Source organism: Candidatus Binatia bacterium (genome assembly GCA_029243485.1).
GTDB lineage: Bacteria > Desulfobacterota > Binatia > UBA12015 > UBA12015 > VGTG01.
The window spans coordinates 1-20,016 of sequence record JAQWRY010000053.1; the positions used below are offsets into that span (position 1 = coordinate 1).

Sequence of the window (20,016 nt, forward strand, 5' to 3'; positions counted from 1 at the left end):
CATTGGGGCGACCAGTGGAGCGACGGGCCTCTTCGAGCACGCAAGTGATCGCCTTGCCGCGCGTCGGTGGCCTCCAGCATCGGTACGCGTGGGCGGAGGCGGCGTGATCGTGTCGCGGACGGGTTCTGAGAACGCACAGGAACGGAGTTGTCGACATCGCCGGGCAGTGCGCGTTGGGGTTTGCAAACGGGCGAGTAGGAAGCTGCTGCAACGGCGGTTGTCGCTTGACCGACGCTGGACGCGAGCCTTTTGTGGCTTCGTGCTCCAGAGCGCTCGGCTTCGGAGGTGGCCCAGCCGCCGAAAAAGGAGGCCGCCTTCTACGAGCCCGGCGCCGCGGTCGGCGTCGGCCGTGGCCACTGCCAGTCTTCTGTCTTCAATTCCCAGCCTCCGCCGAGGACCCGATACAGGAGCGCTACACTCACGAGTTGCTCCCGCTCCACGCGCGCCAGCGCGATCTGGGCGGGAAATAACTCCTGCTGCGCTTGGAGGACTTCGAAGTAATTCGCCAGACCGATTTCATAACGCAAAAAGGAGAGCTCCACGGAACGCCGGAGCGCATCCACCTCGACCTGAACCTTCTTGCGCTGCTCGAGCAGGTTGTGCTGAGCAGTGAGAACGCTCGAAACTTCCGCAAACGCTCGAAGAACCGTTTGCTCGTACAAGGCAACCTCGGCCTCCCAGGCCGCGATCTGGAGCTGGTACTGCTCGTAGTTTCGCCCACCGGTAAAGATCGGTCCGGAGACCGAAGCAGCGATGCCCCAGACGCCGAACGTGCCATTCAGCATGTCCGACAGTTCGGTCGAACTGGCACCATAGAGGCTCGAGAGGCCAATCCTCGGAAAGAAATTGGCAACCGAAACGCCGATTTCGGCGTTCGCGGCCCGCACCTGGTCTTCGGCCTGGCGCAGGTCGGGCCTGCGGCTCAGAAGTTCAGACGGCAGGCCAGCGGGCACCACCGGCAGCGTTCGCTGCTCACTGAGTTTCATTCCGCGGTCGATTTCGCTGGGGTTTCGCCCAAGAAGCAGGCTGATCTCGTTCTCGGTGGCGACTACCTCGGACTGCAGCGCTGGAATCTGCGCCTGCACGTTGGCCAGCGACGCCTGAGCACGAGCGACGGCCAGGTCGGAACCGACGCCACCCTGAAACCGCCGGGTGAAAAGATCGAGCGACTTTTCAAACGACACCACGGTGGACCGGGCGATTTCTATTTCGGCGTCGAGCTCAATCAGGCGGAAGTAGGCTTCCGCCACGGAGCTCACGAGCGAGAGCAAGATTCCGCGTTGCGCCTCTTCGGTGGCGAGCAACTGGGCTTCGGCCGCTTCGGTCGCGCGCCGGATCCGGCCCCAGAGGTCGATTTCCCAGGCCAGATTGAAGGCACCCGTGAAGAGGTTGAAGGTTTGCGGAGGGAGCGGGGGCACGATGACCGAGCTCTGACGAGTCCCGTTGCCGTCGTACCCGACCTGCGGCAGGAGCTCGGACCGGGCCACACCGACAAAGGCCGAAGACTGACGAACCCGCGCAGCGGCGGCACGGATGTCGTAATTCCCCTCGACGGCTCTCGAGATCAAGCGCTGCAGCGCGGGATCTTCGAACACCTCCCACCACGGCAGATCCGCCAGGGACTGTGCCTGCTCGGCGGGGACGGCCAGGCGAAACTCGGCCGGCGAGTGGATTTCCGGCGCTTCGTAGTCCGGCCCCAGTGCACATCCTCCAGCCAGGGCGAGGACCCAGAGAGTCGCGATACCGGTTCGCATCACGGCTGCGTCTCCGGGTTCGAGGCCTTTCCTTCGCGCTTCTCTCGCCAGCTTTCCACGACGTAGAACGATACGGGCACGAGAAAAATCCCGATGAGTGTCGACGCGAGCATGCCCCCGAGAACCGCCGTGCCCAGGACGTTTCGCGCAATGGCTCCCGACCCCGTTGCGATGACGAGAGGGATGACGCCCATGATGAACGCAAACGCGGTCATCATGATGGGGCGAAGCCGCAAACGCGCGGCATCGAGCGCCGCGTCTACAACCGACTCGCCTTCGGCGAGCTTTCCGCGGGCAAACTCGACGATGAGGATTGCATTCTTCGCCGCAAGACCGACCAACATCACGAGTCCAATCTGCGCAAAGACGTCGTTGACCAGTAATCGGACAATGAGGCCGAGGAAGGCTCCGAAGATCGCGATGGGCGTTGCGAGGAGCACACTGATCGGCAGTGCCCAGCTTTCGTAGAGCGCCGCAAGAATCAGAAAGACGGCGAGCAGCGAAAGTCCGAAGACCAAGGCGGGGGACACTCCTTCGGCCGCGACCTTCTCCTGGTACGACATGCCCATGTAGTCATACCCCATGGTCGCCGGCATGGTCTGCTCGAAGACCTCCTCGAAGGCTGCCATGCCCTCCCCTGAGCTAAACCACGGCCAAAGGATGCCGCTGATCTGGGCGGAACTGTGCCCATTGAACCGCAGAGTGAATTCGGGGCCAAAGGTTCGCTCCATCGACACGAAGGTCTCCAGCGGCACCATGTCCCCCTGCGGGTTGCGGACATAGAAAAGATTGATGTCATCCGCGGTGGTTCGATACTTCCCCTCCGCCTGGAGATAGACCTGCCATGTGCGTCCGAATCGATTGAAGTAGTTGACGAAGACCCCACCCATGTAGGCCTGGAGGGTCCGGTACACGTCCGCGAGTTCGACCCCCTGCTTCAGCACCTTGTCGCGGTCGACGTTGGCAAAGATCTGCGGGGTGTCGGGGATCAGGGTGGTCGAGACCCGGGCGAATTCGGGCCGCTCGTTCATCGCCTTGAGGAATTTCTTCGTGTTCGCCGCCAGGCTCTCAGTCGAGCCCCCGGAGAGGTCCTCCAATACGAAGGTGACACCACCGGAGGTCCCCACCCCGGGGATGGCCGGTGGCGAGAACGAGAAGACCTTGGCTTCAGGGACTTCCTTGGCGAACCGTTCGTTCAAACCCCGCATGATGGTTTTCGCATCGAGCCCCTTGGGGTCGCGCTCCTCCCAGTCCTCCAGTGTGATGAAGAGCGTTCCGCAGTAGGTGGTATTCACCTGCGTCAACAGACTGAAGCCCACCACGGTGTTGTAGCTCTTCACGCCCGGCGTATCCTCCAGAATCTTTTCCACCCGCCGCGCAACTTCGTCCGAGCGCTGCAATGAAGCGGCATTTGGGAGCTGGAGGTTGCCGTAGAGGTACCCCTGATCCTCTTCCGGGACGAACCCGCCTGGCAAGCGAGAGCCGATGAATCCGCCGCTCAAAGAGAGGATCAGCAGAAAGAGCATCGCCAACCCGGCTTTGCGGATCAGAAAATGGGACCATCCAATGTAACCGTCGGTCACCCGGGCAAATAGCCGATTGAAGGCGTCAAAGAATCGACCCACAATTCCGCCCGTTGGTTGTCGCGGCCGAAGGAGAAGCGCCGACAGGGCCGGACTGAGCGTCATGGCATTGAAGGAGGAGATCAGCACCGACACCGCGATAGTCACGGCAAACTGCTGGTAGAGTCGTCCGGTGATGCCCGGAATGAAGGCCGTCGGCACGAAGACCGCTACTAGGATGAGAGTCGTCCCGATGATGGGGCTCGTGACGTCTTCCATTGCCTTGAGTGTCGCGCTGCGCGGTTCGAGTCCGTCTTCGATGTTTTTTTCGACCGCCTCGACGACCACGATCGCATCATCGACGACCAGGCCGATCGCTAGCACCAGGCCAAGCAGCGAGAGCGTGTTGATCGAGAATCCGAGGATGGGAAAGATTGCGAAGGTGCCCACGAGCGCGACCGGCACCGCGAGCAGAGGAATCAAGGTCGCACGCCAACCTTGCAAGAAGACGAAGACCACGAGGATGACCAGGGCCAGTGCCTCGAACAAGGTCACGACGATCTCGGAGATGCCCGCTCGGACGGCGGCGGTCGTATCGAGCGAGATCACGTAATCGAGACCCGAAGGGAACCGCTCCTTCAATTCCTCCATCAGAGCGGTTGCTTCGTCCATGGTGTTGATCGCGTTGGATCCGGGATCTTGATAGATCGCCACGATGGCCGCGGGTTTTCCGTTCAAACGTCCAATGTCGCTATAATTCTGGGACCCCAACTCGATTCGCGCGACATCATTCATCGTCACGAGCGAGCCATCGGGATTTGCGCGAATGACGACGTTGGCAAATTCTTCGGGCGTCTTCAGACGGCCCTGAGCGCGGACGGTGTAGGTGAATTCCTGCCCCGGCGGAACCGGCTCGGCACCGATCTGCCCAGCGGGATTCACCGTGTTCTGCTGAGACAGAGCGTCCACCAGGTCGGTGACCGTGAGCTTCATCTCTGCGAGCTTGTCGGGCTCGACCCAGAAGCGCATCGCGTATTGAGCAGCTCCCAAGATCGAAACCTGACCAATGCCGGGCACGCGAGTCATCGCATCGTTGATGTTGATGTACGCGTAGTTCGCCAGAAACTCGGCATCGTAGGTGCCGTCGGGCGAGTAAAGGGAGAACAGCGCAAGGGGGCTGCTCGTCGACTTCTTGATCGTGACTCCCAGGTCTTTCACCTGGGCGGGCAGTTGCGATTCTGCCTGCTGGTAACGCATCTGAGTCAGAACCTGGTCGATGTTGGAGTCGGTTCCGACTTCAAAGTCGACTCGGAGCGTACCGATCCCGTTGCTCGCGTTGGTGGAGTACATGTAGATCATGCCGTCCACGCCGCTCATTTGCTGCTCGATCGGAGTAGACACCGACTCTTGCACCGTAACCGCGTCCGCTCCGACGTACGTCGCGGTCAACTGGATCTCGGGTGGTGCGATGTCCGGGTACTGCGAGATCGGAAGGCTGACCATCGCCACGATGCCCATGAGGGTCATCATGATCGAGATGACGATCGCGACGATCGGTCGATCGATGAAAAATCGTGCCATTCCTCAGCGTCCCTGGGTGGAACTCGGAGCGGGTGCTGCCTTCGGCGTAGGCGTCGGGGCCGGCTTTGCGATTACCTTCGTGCCTCCCCGGATGTCCTGGAGCCCCTGCACGACAACTCGTTCTCCAGCGGCCAGACCCTTCTCGATCACCCATCCCGTGCCGTAGGTGGGCCCTACCTCGACCGTTCGCATTTCGATCACGTCGTCCTTGCCGACGACCGCGATCTGAAAGACACCTTGAATATCATTCATCGCACGTTGCGGCACGAGGATGGCGTTTTTGCGTTGGTCGATCATCGCGCGAACACGTGCGTACTGGCCTGGTCGCAGCAGGCCTTCCGCATTGGGGAAACGCCCCTCCACCATGATCGTACCCGTCTCGGGGTTCACCTCTCGGCCCAGTGCGTAGAACGATCCGGGTTTCGAATACGTCGAACCATCCGCGAGGATGAGCTCCGCTCGAGTCTTTAGTTTCCCGGGCTCGCGGAGCTGGTTGCGTCTGAATTTCAGGTACTGCTGCTCACTAATCGGAAAATCGACTTTGATCGGGTTGATCGTCGACACGGTGGTGAGGAGCGTGGCCGGACCGACCAGGTCGCCGATCTGCGCCACGGCAATGCCGGCCACTCCATCAATGGGAGCATCAATCCGTGTCCAGTCGACGTCGAGCTGCGCTTGTGTGACGGCGGCCTTCGCCGACTGCACCGCGGCCCGGTTCGCGGCCTCGGTTTGAACCGCATCATCCAATTCTTTCCGACTCACGGCGCCTTTGGCGGCCAGCGGCCGGAATCGCGCGACGTTCTGGCGACTTCGACCCAGCGCCGCCTGCGCCTGCCCGAGCTCTCCCTCCGCCTTCTGGAGTTGCGCTTTGAATTGACGCGGGTCGATCTCGAACATCGCCTCGCCCTGTTTTACGTCGCCGCCATTCTGGTATCGCTGCTTGAGCAGATACCCCTCAACCTTCGATCGAATTTGTGCGTTGACAAAGCCGGCGGTCGTACCGACCCATTCGCCGTAGATCGGAACCGTCTCGGTCCAAGACTGAACCGTGAGGACCTCCGGCGTAGGGGCCTTGGCGGGCTCTCCGCCACCGCACGCGGCCAGCAGCAGGGCCCACACCACGGCCAGGTACGAAGCCGCTCCCATACCGCCCCACTTCAGACCCTCCACTTCCCTCACCCGGCCCTCCTCTTCCCCACGGGGACGTTCCAAAACACCACCACCCAATCGCGAGAGCGCATGCGATAAGATGCCCTCGAGGCCCAAATGAAGCAATCGGATGGCGCCCGGCCCCGGACTCTCATAACCAGGTCCGGCGATGCCCCGATACTTCGCCTACGGCTCTAACATGGAGGCGGCGCAGATGACGACCCGGGTGCCCGAGGCCCGCTCGCTCGGGGCGGGCCGGCTCCCCGCGCATCGCTTCTCCTGCAACAAGATCGGCCGAGACGGGTCCGCCAAGGCCAACATCGAACCCAGCGACGGCGACGAGGTCTGGGGCGTGGTCTTCGAGATCTCGGATGCCGGCCTCGCGGATCTCGATCGCTTCGAGGTCGGCTACCGACGCGAGCAGGTCACCGTCCATCTCCGCGACGATGCGACCACAGAATGCGACGCCTACCTCTCGGACCAGGTCTCTCCTGATCTCCTCCCGACCCGAGCGTATCGCGATCGCATGGTGCGTGGAGCGCAGGAGCACGAACTTCCGGCGATCTGCCTACTGGCACTGCGGATCCTCGCCGTCGGCGACTGATCTCGCTTCGGCGCGGAGCGCGAAGATCAGCTCGCGAGGCGTGAGCGGTTCGACCAGAACAACACGACCGGAGCCGCGATGTAGATCGACGAGTAGGTGCCGGTAATGAAGCCGACGACCAGCGTTAGAGCGAACGGCTCGAGACCCTTCCCACCGAGGAAATAGAGCGCGAACAGAACGAACAGCGCAGTGCCGGTGGTGAGCAGAGTGCGAGACAGGGTCTCGTTGATGCTCCGGTTGATCACGTCGGCAAGCGGGGACTTCGGGCTTCGGCGGAGATTCTCGCGGACGCGGTCGGACACGATGATCGTGTCGTGCACGGAGAAGCCGATGACGGTCAGCAGCCCAGCGAGAGTCGTAAGGTCGAAGCTCTGCTGCGTGAGCATCAACGCGCCAGCCGTAATGAAGACGTCGTGGATGAGCGCCACGACCGCGCCGAGGCCGAAACTCGGCTCGAAACGGATCGTGATGTAGATCCCCATGAAGATCGTCGCGAACAGCACGGCAAGGAAGCCCTGCTGCCGCAGATTCGCTCCCACCTTGGGCCCGACACTGTCGATGCTCAAGATCTCGAAGCTCTTCTCGCCTCCGCGGTTTTCCTGGAGCAGCTGCGCGAGGGTCTCCGAGATGGAACTCATCTCGTGACCTACTTTGATCTCGAAGCGAAGCAGGAACTCGCGGCCTTGCTCGCCGAAGTCCTGGACTGTGAGGTCACGAAGGTCGAGGGTCCTGAGCTCAGAACGGAGGTCGGCGGCGGTGGTCGCCTGGGCAAAACGGATCCGAATCGCGGTGCCGCCGGTGAAATCCACGCCGTAGTTCAGGGGCCGAACGAAGAACAGGATGATCGCGGCGATGTTCAATATCGTCGACGCGATCAGGAAGATCTTCCTCTTCCCGACGAAATCAATGTGGAGATCGTCCGGGAGAAGCGTGCGGAAGTTCAACGCGGGTCGGGCACCCTTGCCCCCTGCCCCGCCCGCATTTTTCGTCTGTGGATCAGCCATGGAAATCGTCGTGTGAAACGCCGATTCACTAGCACCCACCCTGGCCAGTCACAACCAGAGGGGCGGTGAGGGCCTCCGGCCTCACATCTCGCGGCGGCCTTCCAGGGACTGAGCTAGCGTCACGATGTCGGTGTATTCGAGGTCTCCGCCCATCGGGATGCCGCGTGCGATGCGGGTCACCCGCACGCCGAGAGGCTTCAGAATGCGAGCGAGGTGATGCGCCGTCGCCTCGCCCTCGGCACTCGGATTGGTGGCGACGATGATCTCGCGAACCTCGCTGCCACGCACCCTCTGGACGAGCTCGTCACACTTCAAATGCTCGGGCCCGATGCCGTCGAGAGGCGCGAGCGCGCCTCCGAGGACGTGATACCGCCCGCGGTACTCCTGCGCGCGCTCGAAGGCCATCATGTCCGCCGCCTCCTCCACGACGCAGATCTCCTCGCTGCGACGGCGCGGATCGGAGCAGATCGGACACGGGTCCTGCTCGGTGAGACCGTAGCAGCCCGAACAGAAGCGGCTCTGTTCCTTCACGCCGAGAAGCGCGTGCGCGAGGTTCGCGGCGAACGCGTGGTCGGAGCGAAGAACGTAGAACGCGAACCGCATCGCGGTCTTCTCGCCCACGCCGGGGAGCCGCTTGAGCTCCTCGACCAATCGCTCCATCGAAGGAGTGAGCCCGAGCGCCATTCCGACTCAGCCGAGCCCGGGGATCTTGAGCCCACCGGTGAGCCGCGACATCTCCTCGGTCATGAGGGCCTGCGCTTTGCGGATCCCTTCGTTCACGGCGGCCATGACGAGGTCCTGGAGCATCTCTCGATCACCGTCTTTCAGGATTTCCGGATCGACCAAGAGGCCGACGACCTCCAGTTTGCCATTCACCTTGGCGGTAACCATCCCACCGCCGGCCGACGCTTCGACCGTTTTGCTTCCCACTTCGGACTGGAGGTCGGCGATCTTCGACTGCATCGCCTGCGCCTGCTCCATGATGTTCCCGATGTCTCCCAGATCGAAGGGCTTCGCCATGAGCTTCACCTAGCAGTTGGGCAACGAACTCTCCCGCGGCGTGCCGTTCAGCCGCCGCCGCGGCGGCCTCGGGCGAGGACGCCCTCCACCCGCCCCTGGAGGACCTCGATGCTCGCCTGAACGAGCGGATCCTCGCGGCCCTGGCGCTCCAGGCTAACAGTCTCGGCTCGGGCCGCCCCGCCCTCAGATGCGCCGTCGGCGGAGACCGGCTCGAAGCGCAAGGCCTGGCCGTACTCCGTCGAGATGGCCTCCTCGATCATCTTGCGGGTGTCGGGCTTCATCAGCTCCGCGAGCGCACTCTTGCCCGTCACGGCGATCTTGATGACGCCCTCACCGAGGCTAACGACCTGGCTGTAGGCGAGCCGGAAGAACCGAGCGGTCTGCTGCTTTTGCAGCTCCCCCACCACGTCCGTCCAGCGTTTCTGGACGACCGGGTCCTCCAGCGGCGTGGGGACCGCGCCGTTCGGCGAAGAAGGCGCCGATCCGGCCGACTGTGGAGGGCTAAACGGGGCCGGTGTCTGGGCCGGGGCCGACGCAGTCACAGATGCCTTGGGCGTTGCGGCCGGCGCTGCAGTCGGCCGCGCGGGGGCTTCCGTCCGGGGAGCAGATGCCTCAGGCGTTGCGGCCGGCGGTGCAGACGGCCGCGCGGGGGCTTCGTTCGGAGACGCGGCTGCCGACGCCTGACCTGACGTGGACGCGGGCGCCTGCGGCGCACTCGCGCGGCCTGCTTGCGGCGCCGGTCCTCCGCGGACGGGCTCGATACGGGGACCCGGCCGCGAACGACCTCCCGGCCCAGACCCGCCGCGCGCGCCGCGCTCCAACGCTTCCAGACGACCCACGAGCTGATCGAGCGGCACCAGAGGCGTCATGGTGGCCATGCGCAGAACGGTCATCTCCAGCACGAGACGCGGCCTAGGGGAGCGCGCCACTTCCTCGGATCCGCCGAGGAGGATCCGGAACCAACGCTGCAGGTCCTCCGTGACGAGCCCCTCTCGGGCGGTACCCAGCTCCTCGATTTCGATCCGGGTGAGGTCGCCCAGGGCCGCCGGCCCGGCGACGACGAGAACTGTGAGGTTCCGGATGCGCTGCAACAGGTCGCCTGCGAATCGCGCGAGGTCCGTGCCCTGCCCGACGACGCGACCAACGACCTCGATCGCACCGGCGGGATCGTGCGCAGCAATCCGGTCCATGAGCTCACGGACGGCCGCAACATCCGGCAACCCGAGCGCGAGGCCGACTGCCCCCGCGTCGATGCGCCCATTGCAGAACGCGAGAACCTGGTCGAGGAGCGAGGTCGCATCGCGCAGGCTGCCGCCCGACTCGCGGGCGATAGCGGCCAACGCTTCGACGTCTGCCTCCATGTTCTCGCCGCGGACCATCGCAGCCAGGGTCTCGACGATCGTGTCGCCGGGGACGGCCCGAAAGTCGAAGCGCTGACAGCGAGAGAGAATGGTCGACGTGAGCTTCTGCGGTGCCGTGGTCGCGAGAATGAACTTCGCGTGGGCTGGGGGTTCCTCTAGCGTCTTCAGGAACGCATCGACCGCCTGCTTCGACAGACCGTGCGCCTCATCGATGATGTACACGCGAAAACGACCGGCAGCGGGTTGGTACTTCACCGTCTCGAGCAGCTCTCGAGTGGCGTCGATCCCGGTCTGCGATGCGGCGTCGACCTCGAGCACGTCGAGCGACCGGCCTTCCGCGATCTCGACGCAGCTCGTGCAGACGTTGCAGGGCTCGGGCGTCGGGCCCTTCTCGCAGTTCAGGGCCTTCGCGAGGATCCGAGCGGTGGTCGTCTTGCCGACCCCGCGCATGCCACTGAAGACGAACGCGTGAGCGAGTCGTCCAGACGAGATGGCGTTCACCAGCGTGCGGGTGACGTGCTCCTGCCCGATGACTTCGGCAAAGGTCTGGGGTCGCGCCCGGCGGGCGAGAACCTCGTAGAAGTCCGCGCCGCCTCCCGGCGACTTCCCAGATGAATCGAGCACGTCAGCGATAGCTAGGCACCCCCGCGGCACAGAGAAAAATTCGGTACCGTTGCTCCCTTCCGGGCCTGGCGGGGTTCGCGACCCCCTCTTGCGCGGGACCTAGCTATCACTCACGTGCCCGTACAAAACCGTACCGCCATCGCTCGGAGCAAGCAAGGATCCTCAATCGCGGGCGCGTAGAACCTGGGCCAGCCGCCAGTGGTAGGTGACTCCGGACCACAGAGCGAGAGCCAGCGCGACCCAGAGGAAGACCATGCCCGCCGCGTGAAAGTCGATGAGCCAGTATTGGTAGTGCAGCAGCAGAGGCACCAGGGCGACGATCTCGAAGGTCATCTTCGCCTTGCCGAGGGTTTCGGCTCCAAGCACGATCCCTTCGTCCCGCGCGATGGCCCGCAGGCCGGTCACCGCGACCTCGCGACAGGCGATCACCGCAACAATCCACGCGGGCACGCGAGGTTCGCGGGTGAGCCCGCAGAGCATGATCAACGCGCTCAGGATCAGGATCTTGTCGGCGAGCGGATCCAGGAACTTCCCGAGGTTCGTGACCTGCCCCGATCGCCTCGCGAGGTATCCGTCGAGCCAGTCGCTCAGGCACGCGATGAAGAACGCCAGCGCCGCAAGAACCGATGTCGTGCGATCCGGCGAGACCAGGAGCCAGATCAAGAGTGGCGCGATCGCCACCCGGCTGAGCGAAATGAGGTTCGGCGCCGTGAGAAGCGGGTTGCGCGGAGGCGGCGCCGGCACGGTCACCGACGAATCCCGCCGGGCTCCCGCAGCGCGTCGTGCAGGTACTCCTGCCGGAACCGGAAGACGCGTCTCAGGTACTCCTGGGTCTCGGCGTAAGGCGGCACGCCGCCGTGAGACTCCACGGCACCGGGACCCGCGTTATAGGCGGCCAGGGCCAGGTGCACGTCGCCCGAATAGCGATCGATCAGACCACGCAGGTAAGACGCACCGCCGTTGAGGTTGTCCTGCGGGTGAAACACGTCGCGGACTCCGACCTCGAGGGCCGTCGCGGGCATGAGCTGCATCAGGCCGCGGGCGCCCGCCCGCGAAACCGCCTGCGGATTGAAGCCCGACTCGGCCCGGACCACCGCGTGCATGAGCGCCGGCTCCAGATCGAACCGGTAGGCGGTGGTCGCGATCATCTCGCGCATCTCCCGCCCCACCCGAAGCTTCGTCCAGGCCGGCTTCGGGGCCTCCCGCTTCAAACTCAGCAGCGTCAGACGCTGGGACGGTGGCGCGAAGGCCTTGAACTTCTTGGTCGTCGGCACGTTGGTAAAGTGCTGGACCCCGTTGGGTGCCCGGTACGTGAAGACGTCATCTCCGGGAGCGGTCCCCGGGCACAGAAGCAAGGCACCGAAAACCGTCAGTGCGGACAGGCTTCGCAGCGTCGTGCCCGACTTACGGCCTCGCTGCGAACCCCTGGTGCTAAAACTTCCCCCGGCCATCCCCACGCCCTCCCCTAGACCACACTGCCGAAGGCGCGCTGTCAAATCCATACACCCCCCAGGGTCGCTTTCCCGTCGCTTGCAGGCAGGAGCAATCCAGCCGTAGGCTGGCCTTTCGACGTGGCAGCCCAGCAACAGCAGCACGGGGCCGGACCCCGCCGCCGGAACCCGCAAGCGGGTGCCATGCGCCGTGATTTCGACTTTCTGGTGATCGGCAGCGGGATCGCCGGGCTCTCCTTTGCCCTGGAGGCGGCGGCCTCGGGTAGCGTTTGCGTAGTCACAAAGGACCGGCTGCCCGAAGGCTCCAGCCAATATGCCCAGGGCGGTGTCGCTACCGTCTGGAGCCCCGATGACTCCTTCGCCTCCCACGCCGCGGACACCGAGAGGGCCGGGGCCGGATTGTGCCACGCGGACATCGTGGATCTCGTCGTGCGCGAGGGGCCCGAGCGCGTTCGCGAGATGATCGAGCGCGGCACCCGATTCTCGCTGCGACCGGATGCCGAGGATGCCTACGACGTCGACCTCGGGTTGGAGGGCGGTCACTCGAAGCGACGCATCCTGCACGCGCTCGACGCGACCGGGCGCGAGATGATGCGAGCCCTCGTCGAAGCGGTGAACGCCCACCCGGAGATCGTCGTACTCGAGCGCCACATCGCCGTCGACCTGATCGCGAGTTCCAAGTTCAACTTGCCCGGACCGGACCGATGTTGCGGCGCCTACCTGCTCGACGTCGACTCCGAGCGCATCACCGTCTCGGCGGCGCGCAACACGCTGCTCGCCACCGGCGGTGCCGGCAAGGTCTACCTCTATACGAGCAACCCGGACGTCGCGAGCGGCGACGGCGTCGCGATGGCGTTTCGCGCGGGTGTTCCCGTCGCGAACATGGAGTTCATCCAGTTCCACCCGACGTGTTTGTTTCATCCTAAGGCCAAGTCGTTCCTCGTGAGCGAGACCGTGCGCGGCGAAGGTGGCGTTCTCGTTCGACCGGACGGGTCACGGTTCATGACCGAGTACGACCAACGCGCGGAACTCGCCCCGCGCGACATCGTCGCGCGCGCGATCGATCAGGAGATGAAGCTGCACGGGTTCGACAACGTGTTCCTCGATGTAACCCATTGCGACGCCGCCTTTCTGGAAAGGCGATTCCCGACGATCCTCGAACGCTGCCGCTCCTTCGGCATAGATCCCCTGCGCGAACCCATCCCCGTCGTGCCGGCGGCGCACTACACCTGCGGAGGCGTGGGGACCGACGCCGATGGCCAAACCCCTCTACCCGGCCTCTACGCAGCCGGCGAAGTCGCGATGACCGGGCTTCACGGCGCGAATCGCCTGGCATCGAACTCCCTCCTCGAAGGCCTGGTCTTCGGGAGACGCGCCGCCGAGCACGCGACCCGTCACCTCGCGGACGTCGATCCGCTCCCCGCCGAGATCCCAGCGTGGAACCCTGGTCGCGCGCGGACGAGCGACGAAGCAGTACTGATCACGCAGAAGTGGGACGAGATCCGACGGCTCATGTGGAACTACGTCGGGATTCTGCGCAGCGATCTCCGGCTCAGCCGAGCCCGGCAACGGATGGACGTGATCCTCGCCGAGATCGAGCGCGACTACTGGGACTTCCTGCCGACCGCCGACCTGGTGGAGCTCCGCAATCTCGCGACGGTGGCCGACGTCATCATCGCTTCGGCAAGCCACCGGCGCGAAAGCCGGGGGCTCCATTTCAACGTCGATTGCCCCGAGGCGGACGACGAGTGGTGTCGCGATACGGTCCTCGTGCGCGACCCGGCGACCCGGCGACCCGTCGCCGCGTGAAGCTCAGGGCTTCGTCTGGGAGGCGTCGAACAGGTGCAGCTGACGCGGCTCCGATTCCTCGGAAACCGGAATCGGGTAGCGCGCGGTGAAGCAGGCATCGCAGAAGTCGCGCTCGCGGTCGTTATCCTGAAAGGCGTAAAGCCCTTCTTCGCTCAAGTACGCGAGGGAGTCGGCGCCGATGAACTCCCGGATCTCTTCGACCGAGTTGGAAGAACCGACGAGTTCTCCGCGCGTCGGGGTATCGATCCCATAGTAACAAGGAGAGATCGTCGGCGGTGAGCAGATCCGCATGTGAACTTCCGCCGCACCCGCCGCGCGCAACATCGCCACGATTTTCTTGCTCGTCGTTCCGCGAACCAGGGAGTCGTCCACGACGACGACTCTCTTGCCCTCCATCAACTCCGGCATCGCGTTGAGCTTCACCCGGACACCGAAGTGGCGGATGGAATCGCTCGGCTCGATGAACGTCCGCCCGACGTAGTGGTTGCGGATCAGCCCCAGCTGGTAAGGGATGCCGGCCTGCTCGGCGTAGCCCAGAGCCGCCGGAACGCCGGAATCGGGGACTGGCGTGACCAGATCGGCCGGTACTTCGCTCTCGCGCGCCAGCTGTCGACCGAGCTCGTGGCGGACGGAGTAAACGGTGCGATCGAACACTCGACTGTCGGGCCGTGCGAAGTAGACGTACTCGAACACGCACCGACGATGAGGCGCCTCGGGAAACGGCTTGAGGCTCTCGAGCCCGTCCTTCGAGATGACGAGCACCTCACCCGGCTCGATCTCCCGGACGTACTCCGCGTTCATGAGGTCGAGCGCGCAGGTCTCGGAGACGACGACCCAGGCATCCTTCACGCGTCCCAACACCAACGGACGGAAGCCCATCGGATCTCGTGCGGCGATCAGTTGGTCCTTCGAGAGGAAGACCATCGAGTACGCGCCGCGGATCTTCGTGAGCGCTTTGATGACCTTGTCGACGAGCCGCTCGCCCGAGGCCTGTGCGATGAGGTGGATCACGACCTCGGTGTCGGAGTTCGACTGGAAGATCGAGCCGGACTCCTCGAGCTCGGCTCGGACTTCGTCTGCGTCGACGATGTTGCCGTTGTGCGCGACGCCGAGAGCCCCGCCCGAGTACTCGACGACGAGCGGCTGTGCGTTCTTCAGAAGGCTCTCGCCATGCGTGCCGTAGCGGTTGTGCCCGATGGCCGCAGTGCCGACGAGGCGCTGGATGATCTCGGGACGGAAGATGTCCGCCACGAGGCCCAGCCCGCGATGCGTAATCAGAGCGTCCCCACGCGAGGACACGATCCCGGAGGACTCCTGGCCGCGATGCTGCAGCGCGTAGAGCGCCAGATAGGCCAGGTTCGCAGCTTCCGGGTGCCCGTAGACACCGACAACCGCGCATTCCTCGTTGAATCGATCGTCGCTGTGCATGGTCTCCTTCAGATCCCGCCGAGTCGTTCGGCTAGGGCCCCATTCCAGATATCGAGAAGCTCGTCCAGCGTGAGACCGATCAACTCCCCGAACTCTAACACGCCGGTCGAAACCTCGCCGATTTGAGAGAATGGAAGCTCAGCCTCGTCGGCCAACTCGCGCAAGGCAGCCAGGTGTTCTCGCGCGACGGAGACGACCACTCGAGCCTGGCTTTCTGCAAACAGCCACGCATCGGGCCGCATCCCCTCATCGATCGAGATACGCGCTCCGCACGGCGCGAGACCATCGGGAGTGGCGCAGCAGGAGCCCACGATCGACAGCGCAAGACCACCCGCGCCTACGTTCCGCGCGGATTTGAGGAACCCTACCGCCCTCGCAGCCGATACGACGCTGTTTACCGACCGCTCCGACCCGAAGTCGACCCATGGAGGATTCCCGTCCACGGCCCCGTGCAGGTAGGCCGCGAACTCGCTGCCGGCGACTTCCTCTCGCGATCGGCCCAGCAGGATGATGACGTCGCCCTCGTCCTTGAACCACGGGGTGAGCGGCGGTCCCTCGAGCGTGCCGAGGAACGCCAAGCCGGGGGTCACCGGTGTCGCGCCGTGATCGTCGTGGCCCGCGGGGCTCGTCGTGAGCGCGAGGCACGGCAGCGCGAAGGCGAGCGCGGCGTCGCGGAGGCCCGCGAGGCCCTGTTCGGCCCGTTTTCGTACGTCCGGTTCATGACTCGCTCCGAAGCTCGTGCCGCCGACCAGAGCACGCGGTGTCGCCCCACACGCCACGAGCCGCCGCACGCCTTCGCACACGGCGATGCAGAACCCGACGTACGGGTCCAAGGCCGCGAAGCGGGGATTTCCGCTCGTCGCGATCGCTACGACGCGACCCGCCGCCGGTGTCCGGAGAGCCGCGGTGCCGCCCCCAGGCCCAGGGTGCAACACCGTCGAACCGCCCGCGAAGGAATCAAAGCGCTGATAGAGCCGTTGGCGCGACGCCAAGTTCGGGGCGCGCAGCATCCGGCGCAGCGCGTCTTCGTAGTCCTCGGGCTCGGGGAGTTCCTCCAGCCGGAGGTCATCAGAGGAGCCACTGTCGTCGGGCTCGCTGCGCTCACTCGGCGTCTCGAGCGGCTCGCGCACCGCGACGGCCGGCAAGACCGTGCGGGCCTCGCCCGAGGGCGGGCCGACGGAAATCGTCTGTGCCTCGCAGAGGGTCCCCAGCACGGCGAGCATGGCGCCGCGAACGGCCGCGACATGGCCCACGTCGTCAACGGCCGCTTCGGGCACGATGAGGAGGATGCTGCGCGCGGGGTCCGGACGTGAGCGCTCCAGCGCCTTCTCCGGGTGCGCCGGGTCGTGTTCCAATGGGGTGAGATCGAGCCCGAGGTCGCCGATTGCGGCGATGGCAGCGCGCAGCGGCACATCGCTGCTCGTGGGGAGTGCCAGGAACGGAATCTCCCGGTCGACCAGTCCCACCCGCACCCGATCCAGCGCGCGCCCGGCGACGGCCACGAGCTTGTCGCCCGCGATCGGCGATCGGCTTGGAACCGCGAGGTCCCCTGCGTCGCACCATCCGATCGCGACGGAGTCCACGAGTAACGAGTGCCCGTACTCGGGATCGAAGCAGATCTCGGCTCCGAGCGTCGCCACGCCCTCCCCACTCGCGTGGGCCGACAACGCTTCGATTGCCGAGCGCAGCCCCGCGCGGGTCGCATCGTTGTCCGGAAGCGCGCAGTGCACGACCGCGTGGAGCGCGAGCGGCCGAACGCCCACCGCGACGAGCTTCGCGAGTGTGGCGGCGATGCCGTCGCGAAGATCGAGCGACGCGGGCGCATCGACGTGCACCCTCGAATCCACCGAGACCGCCACCGCCCCCTCGCTACCGATGGACAGGAAGCCCACCTCTGCCCCGGGGGCGCGATCCACCCCGTCCCACGGCGTCGCGAGCAGCCGGCGAGCAGCCGGCAACCGGCGCAACTCGGCCGCCGGGGGGCAAAGCCAGAGCATGAGGTCGCGCTCCGCATTCGTCGCCGGACGCTCCAGGGCCTCCTCCAACCGTCCGAGCAGAGTCCCGCGTGGTGCCTCGGTGAGAGGCGTCGTGGCTTTCGATCCTCGCACGTCGGCCTCAGCGCTCCGACTCGATCGAGCCGCGATGGGCGCCGACGTCGACCCAGTCGGCAATCGACTCGAACAGGATCCGCCCGGAATCGAGCCCGGGCCACTGCGGCTCGACGAGAGACGCATCCACGACGTTCTCCGGATGCACGGCAATCCCGAGGACGTTGCGCCGGGGGCTCATGATGGCCGCGATGTCGCGATCCGAACCCACCGCATCCTCCGTGAACCGGAGCAGGACGAGGCCATCGCGGTCGAGTTGGTCGAGCTCCGACTTCGCCGCAACGAAGCGGGCCGCCGCGCTTCGGACCGGCAGGCGCCACACATCCCCGACCATCGCCCTCTCCGCCCAGGCGTTGGCGACGCCCTCGACCCGCAGCGGCAGCATCCGACCGAGGAACCCCTCGGGCTCGTTCGGTACCAGCCGCCCGGGCAACAGCCCAAGACTGCACGCTGCGCCGAAGCCCGCCCCAATGGCGAGAAGCAGACCGCCCTCCGAAGCGTGCTCCGCGACGGCACGGCCGAGCGTCCCGGCCGCGACCGCCTGCGAGACGAACGTGCGAGCCCAGGTTTCATCCCCGCAGAGCGCCACGCAGTCCACGTCGCGCAGGTCCGTCGGCTCGCGGGCACAGACGACCCGGTGCTCGAATAGGTCCCGCAGCACGGCAACGAAGTCCGACTCCCACGAGGACCCCGGCGGCGCTACCAGCGCCCACCTCACGGATCGCACCTCTGAGGTCGTTGCCTAGTCGTCCGATCCATCCGAGGGGTCCCCGACCTGTGTATGCGAGATCCCGGTGTGACCAAAGCCCCCCGAACCGCGATCGGTCGCGAGGGCTTCTGCCTCGCCTGCGGACCGCTCCTCCCAGGCGACCCGAACGACCGGGGCCACCACCAACTGGGCGATCCGATCACCGGGCACGATCTCGACGGTCTCCTGGCCCAAGTTCACGAGCGCCACCTGAATCTCGCCCCGGTAGTCCGCGTCGATGGTCCCGGGCGAGTTCAGAACCGTGAGACCACTGCGGAGCGCCAGGCCGCTGCGGGGCCGGACCTGGGCTTCCAGACCCTTGGGCAGTGCGATCGCCCAGCCAGTGGGAACGAGGACCCGCTGTCCCGGGGCCAGGCTGATCTTAGACTCGAGCGCCGCCGACATGTCGCACCCGGAGGCCCCGTCGGTCATGTACTTCGGCAACGCGGTTTCCGCGCGGTCGCCCGTTCGCCAGATAGCGACGGAAACGACGTCACGGGAGCTCTGTCCTCCCCTCGGCATTGGAGTGCCTAGGAGAGGCCCAGGGCTGCGCCGTCCATCGAGGTGTCCTCCAGGTTGCCGAGAAGCGCGGCTGCCATGCGCCCATCGGAGAACAACCGGCTGGCCATCGCCAGAACATCGTCGCCCGTCACCGCGGTGATCGACGTGGCGAGCTCGTGAGGCTCGACGTTGCGACCGAAGTAGATCTCGTTTACCGCGAGGCGCCGCATCCGAGCCGCCGTACTCTCGAGACTGAGGAGCATGCCGCCCTTGATCTGGTTCTTCGAGCGCTCGAGCTCGTCGGCCGGTAGGCCTTCGCGCTCGAGCTTGGACAGCTCTTCGCGAACCACGTCGATCACTTCCGGGACCGACTCCGCCCCGAGCGCCGCGTAGACACCGAACGATCCCGCGTTCGAGAACGAGTCCAGGTAGGAGTAGATCGAGTAGGCCTTGCCGCGCTTCTCTCGGACTTCCTGGAAAAGGCGGGAGCTCATCCCGTCGCCGAGGGCCGTATTGAGGACGAAGGCCGCGTAGCGCTCCTCGTCGACCGCCGACAGGCCCGGCATGCCCAGCATCATCTGAACCTGCTCGAGCGACTTCTGGTGAACACCGAGCTGTAGGCTCGGCGTCGGCATCGCTACGGGCGCCCGATCGACAGTACCTTGGAGGTGGCCGAACCGGGTCTCAATCTGCTCCACGAGCCAGTCGTGCTCGACGCCACCTGCCGCCGCAATGACGATCCGATCGGGACGATAGCGCTCGGCCACGAAGGCGACGAAATCATCGCGCCCCATGCCGGACACCGTCTCCGCCGTGCCACAGATCGGTCGCGAGAGCGGGTCGCCCGGCCAGTACTTCTCATCGAACAACACCTGGACGTACTGGTCCGGTGCGTCTTCGACCTCGGAGATCTCAGCCAGGATCACGGTGCGTTCCCGCTCGATCTCCTCTTCCAGAAACGTGGAGTTCAGGAAGATGTCGGACAGCACGTCCACCGCGATCGGCAGGTGCTCGTCCAAAACCTTCGCGTGGTAGCAAGTCACCTCGCGACCCGTGAAGGCATTGAGCGAACCACCCAGAGACTCGATCTCCTCGGCCACTTCGCGCGCATTGCGACGCTCGGTGCCCTTGAACAGCATGTGCTCGAGGAAGTGCGAGACCCCATTCTGGGCAGGTGACTCGAACCGCGAGCCGTTCTCTACCCAGATGCCGATCGTGGCGGAGCTGAACTGCGGGATCGGCTCCGTGAGGACCCGGATCCCGTTGCTCAGCGTGCTCTTGCGTACGGAACTCTGCTGGGGGTTACCCAAGC

General features: G+C 65.2%; 16 protein-coding genes and 1 other RNA gene. 2 read left to right on the forward strand and 15 right to left on the reverse strand.

Annotation, left to right across the window (positions count from 1 at the left end; translation table 11 throughout):
• Window positions 1-317: 317 nt before the first annotated feature.
• The 3 genes from P8R42_15230 to P8R42_15240 are packed head-to-tail and all read right to left on the reverse strand — an operon-like array spanning window position 318 to window position 6,076.
• Window positions 318-1,754: an efflux transporter outer membrane subunit gene (locus P8R42_15230; protein ID MDG2305968.1), complete on the reverse strand. Its 1,437-nt coding sequence runs from the start codon at window positions 1,752-1,754 to the stop codon at window positions 318-320.
• Complete coding sequence (locus P8R42_15235; GenBank protein ID MDG2305969.1) at window positions 1,754-4,897, reverse strand: multidrug efflux RND transporter permease subunit; 3,144 nt, start codon at window positions 4,895-4,897, stop codon at window positions 1,754-1,756. The genes P8R42_15230 and P8R42_15235 overlap by 1 nt, the downstream gene beginning before the upstream one ends.
• A gap of 3 nt (window positions 4,898-4,900) precedes the next feature.
• Window positions 4,901-6,076, reverse strand: a complete 1,176-nt coding sequence (locus P8R42_15240; protein ID MDG2305970.1) for an efflux RND transporter periplasmic adaptor subunit — start codon at window positions 6,074-6,076, stop codon at window positions 4,901-4,903.
• A gap of 139 nt (window positions 6,077-6,215) precedes the next feature.
• Here P8R42_15240 and P8R42_15245 point away from each other — a divergent pair, with 139 nt between their 5' ends.
• A complete protein-coding gene (locus tag P8R42_15245; protein ID MDG2305971.1) occupies window positions 6,216-6,650 on the forward strand; it encodes a gamma-glutamylcyclotransferase in 435 nt (144 codons plus the stop codon).
• A 26-nt stretch (window positions 6,651-6,676) separates the two neighbouring features.
• Here P8R42_15245 and secF read toward each other — a convergent pair whose 3' ends face one another.
• The 7 genes from secF to P8R42_15280 form a co-directional block, all read right to left on the reverse strand.
• A complete protein-coding gene (secF, locus tag P8R42_15250) occupies window positions 6,677-7,654 on the reverse strand; it encodes a protein translocase subunit SecF (protein ID MDG2305972.1) in 978 nt (325 codons plus the stop codon).
• Between the two features lie 81 nt (window positions 7,655-7,735).
• A complete protein-coding gene (gene recR / locus P8R42_15255) occupies window positions 7,736-8,338 on the reverse strand; it encodes a recombination mediator RecR (GenBank protein ID MDG2305973.1) in 603 nt (200 codons plus the stop codon).
• A 6-nt stretch (window positions 8,339-8,344) separates the two neighbouring features.
• Window positions 8,345-8,674: a YbaB/EbfC family nucleoid-associated protein gene (locus P8R42_15260; protein MDG2305974.1), complete on the reverse strand. Its 330-nt coding sequence runs from the start codon at window positions 8,672-8,674 to the stop codon at window positions 8,345-8,347.
• 47 nt (window positions 8,675-8,721) lie between these two features.
• Window positions 8,722-10,659 carry a DNA polymerase III subunit gamma/tau gene (dnaX, locus tag P8R42_15265; protein MDG2305975.1) on the reverse strand — a complete coding sequence of 646 codons (1,938 nt, stop codon included), beginning with the start codon at window positions 10,657-10,659 and terminating at the stop codon, window positions 8,722-8,724.
• Window positions 10,660-10,665: 6 nt separating this feature from the next.
• An RNA gene (gene ffs, locus P8R42_15270) (signal recognition particle sRNA small type) lies at window positions 10,666-10,764 on the reverse strand.
• Window positions 10,765-10,821: 57 nt separating this feature from the next.
• The gene (gene pgsA, locus P8R42_15275; GenBank protein MDG2305976.1) at window positions 10,822-11,409 is read right to left on the reverse strand and encodes a CDP-diacylglycerol--glycerol-3-phosphate 3-phosphatidyltransferase; all 588 of its coding nucleotides are present in this window, start codon (window positions 11,407-11,409) and stop codon (window positions 10,822-10,824) included.
• On the reverse strand, window positions 11,406-12,110 hold the full coding sequence (locus P8R42_15280; protein ID MDG2305977.1) for a lytic transglycosylase domain-containing protein: 705 nt from the start codon (window positions 12,108-12,110) through the stop codon (window positions 11,406-11,408). The genes pgsA and P8R42_15280 overlap by 4 nt, the downstream gene beginning before the upstream one ends.
• Window positions 12,111-12,293: 183 nt before the next feature.
• Here P8R42_15280 and nadB point away from each other — a divergent pair, with 183 nt between their 5' ends.
• Window positions 12,294-13,919: an L-aspartate oxidase gene (nadB, locus tag P8R42_15285; protein ID MDG2305978.1), complete on the forward strand. Its 1,626-nt coding sequence runs from the start codon at window positions 12,294-12,296 to the stop codon at window positions 13,917-13,919.
• Window positions 13,920-13,922: 3 nt separating this feature from the next.
• Here nadB and purF read toward each other — a convergent pair whose 3' ends face one another.
• Genes purF through P8R42_15310 form a run of 5 tightly spaced genes read right to left on the reverse strand, consistent with a single transcriptional unit; the run spans window position 13,923 to window position 20,014 of the window.
• Entirely contained in the window at window positions 13,923-15,347 is a 1,425-nt protein-coding gene (gene purF / locus P8R42_15290; GenBank protein MDG2305979.1) for an amidophosphoribosyltransferase, read from the reverse strand.
• 8 nt (window positions 15,348-15,355) lie between these two features.
• Window positions 15,356-17,455: an AIR synthase related protein gene (locus P8R42_15295; GenBank protein MDG2305980.1), complete on the reverse strand. Its 2,100-nt coding sequence runs from the start codon at window positions 17,453-17,455 to the stop codon at window positions 15,356-15,358.
• A 7-nt stretch (window positions 17,456-17,462) separates the two neighbouring features.
• Entirely contained in the window at window positions 17,463-18,173 is a 711-nt protein-coding gene (locus P8R42_15300; protein ID MDG2305981.1) for a phosphoribosylformylglycinamidine synthase subunit PurQ, read from the reverse strand.
• A 24-nt stretch (window positions 18,174-18,197) separates the two neighbouring features.
• Window positions 18,198-18,725 carry a dUTP diphosphatase gene (gene dut, locus P8R42_15305; protein ID MDG2305982.1) on the reverse strand — a complete coding sequence of 176 codons (528 nt, stop codon included), beginning with the start codon at window positions 18,723-18,725 and terminating at the stop codon, window positions 18,198-18,200.
• A gap of 8 nt (window positions 18,726-18,733) precedes the next feature.
• The gene (locus P8R42_15310; protein MDG2305983.1) at window positions 18,734-20,014 is read right to left on the reverse strand and encodes a pitrilysin family protein; all 1,281 of its coding nucleotides are present in this window, start codon (window positions 20,012-20,014) and stop codon (window positions 18,734-18,736) included.
• Window positions 20,015-20,016: the final 2 nt, after the last annotated feature.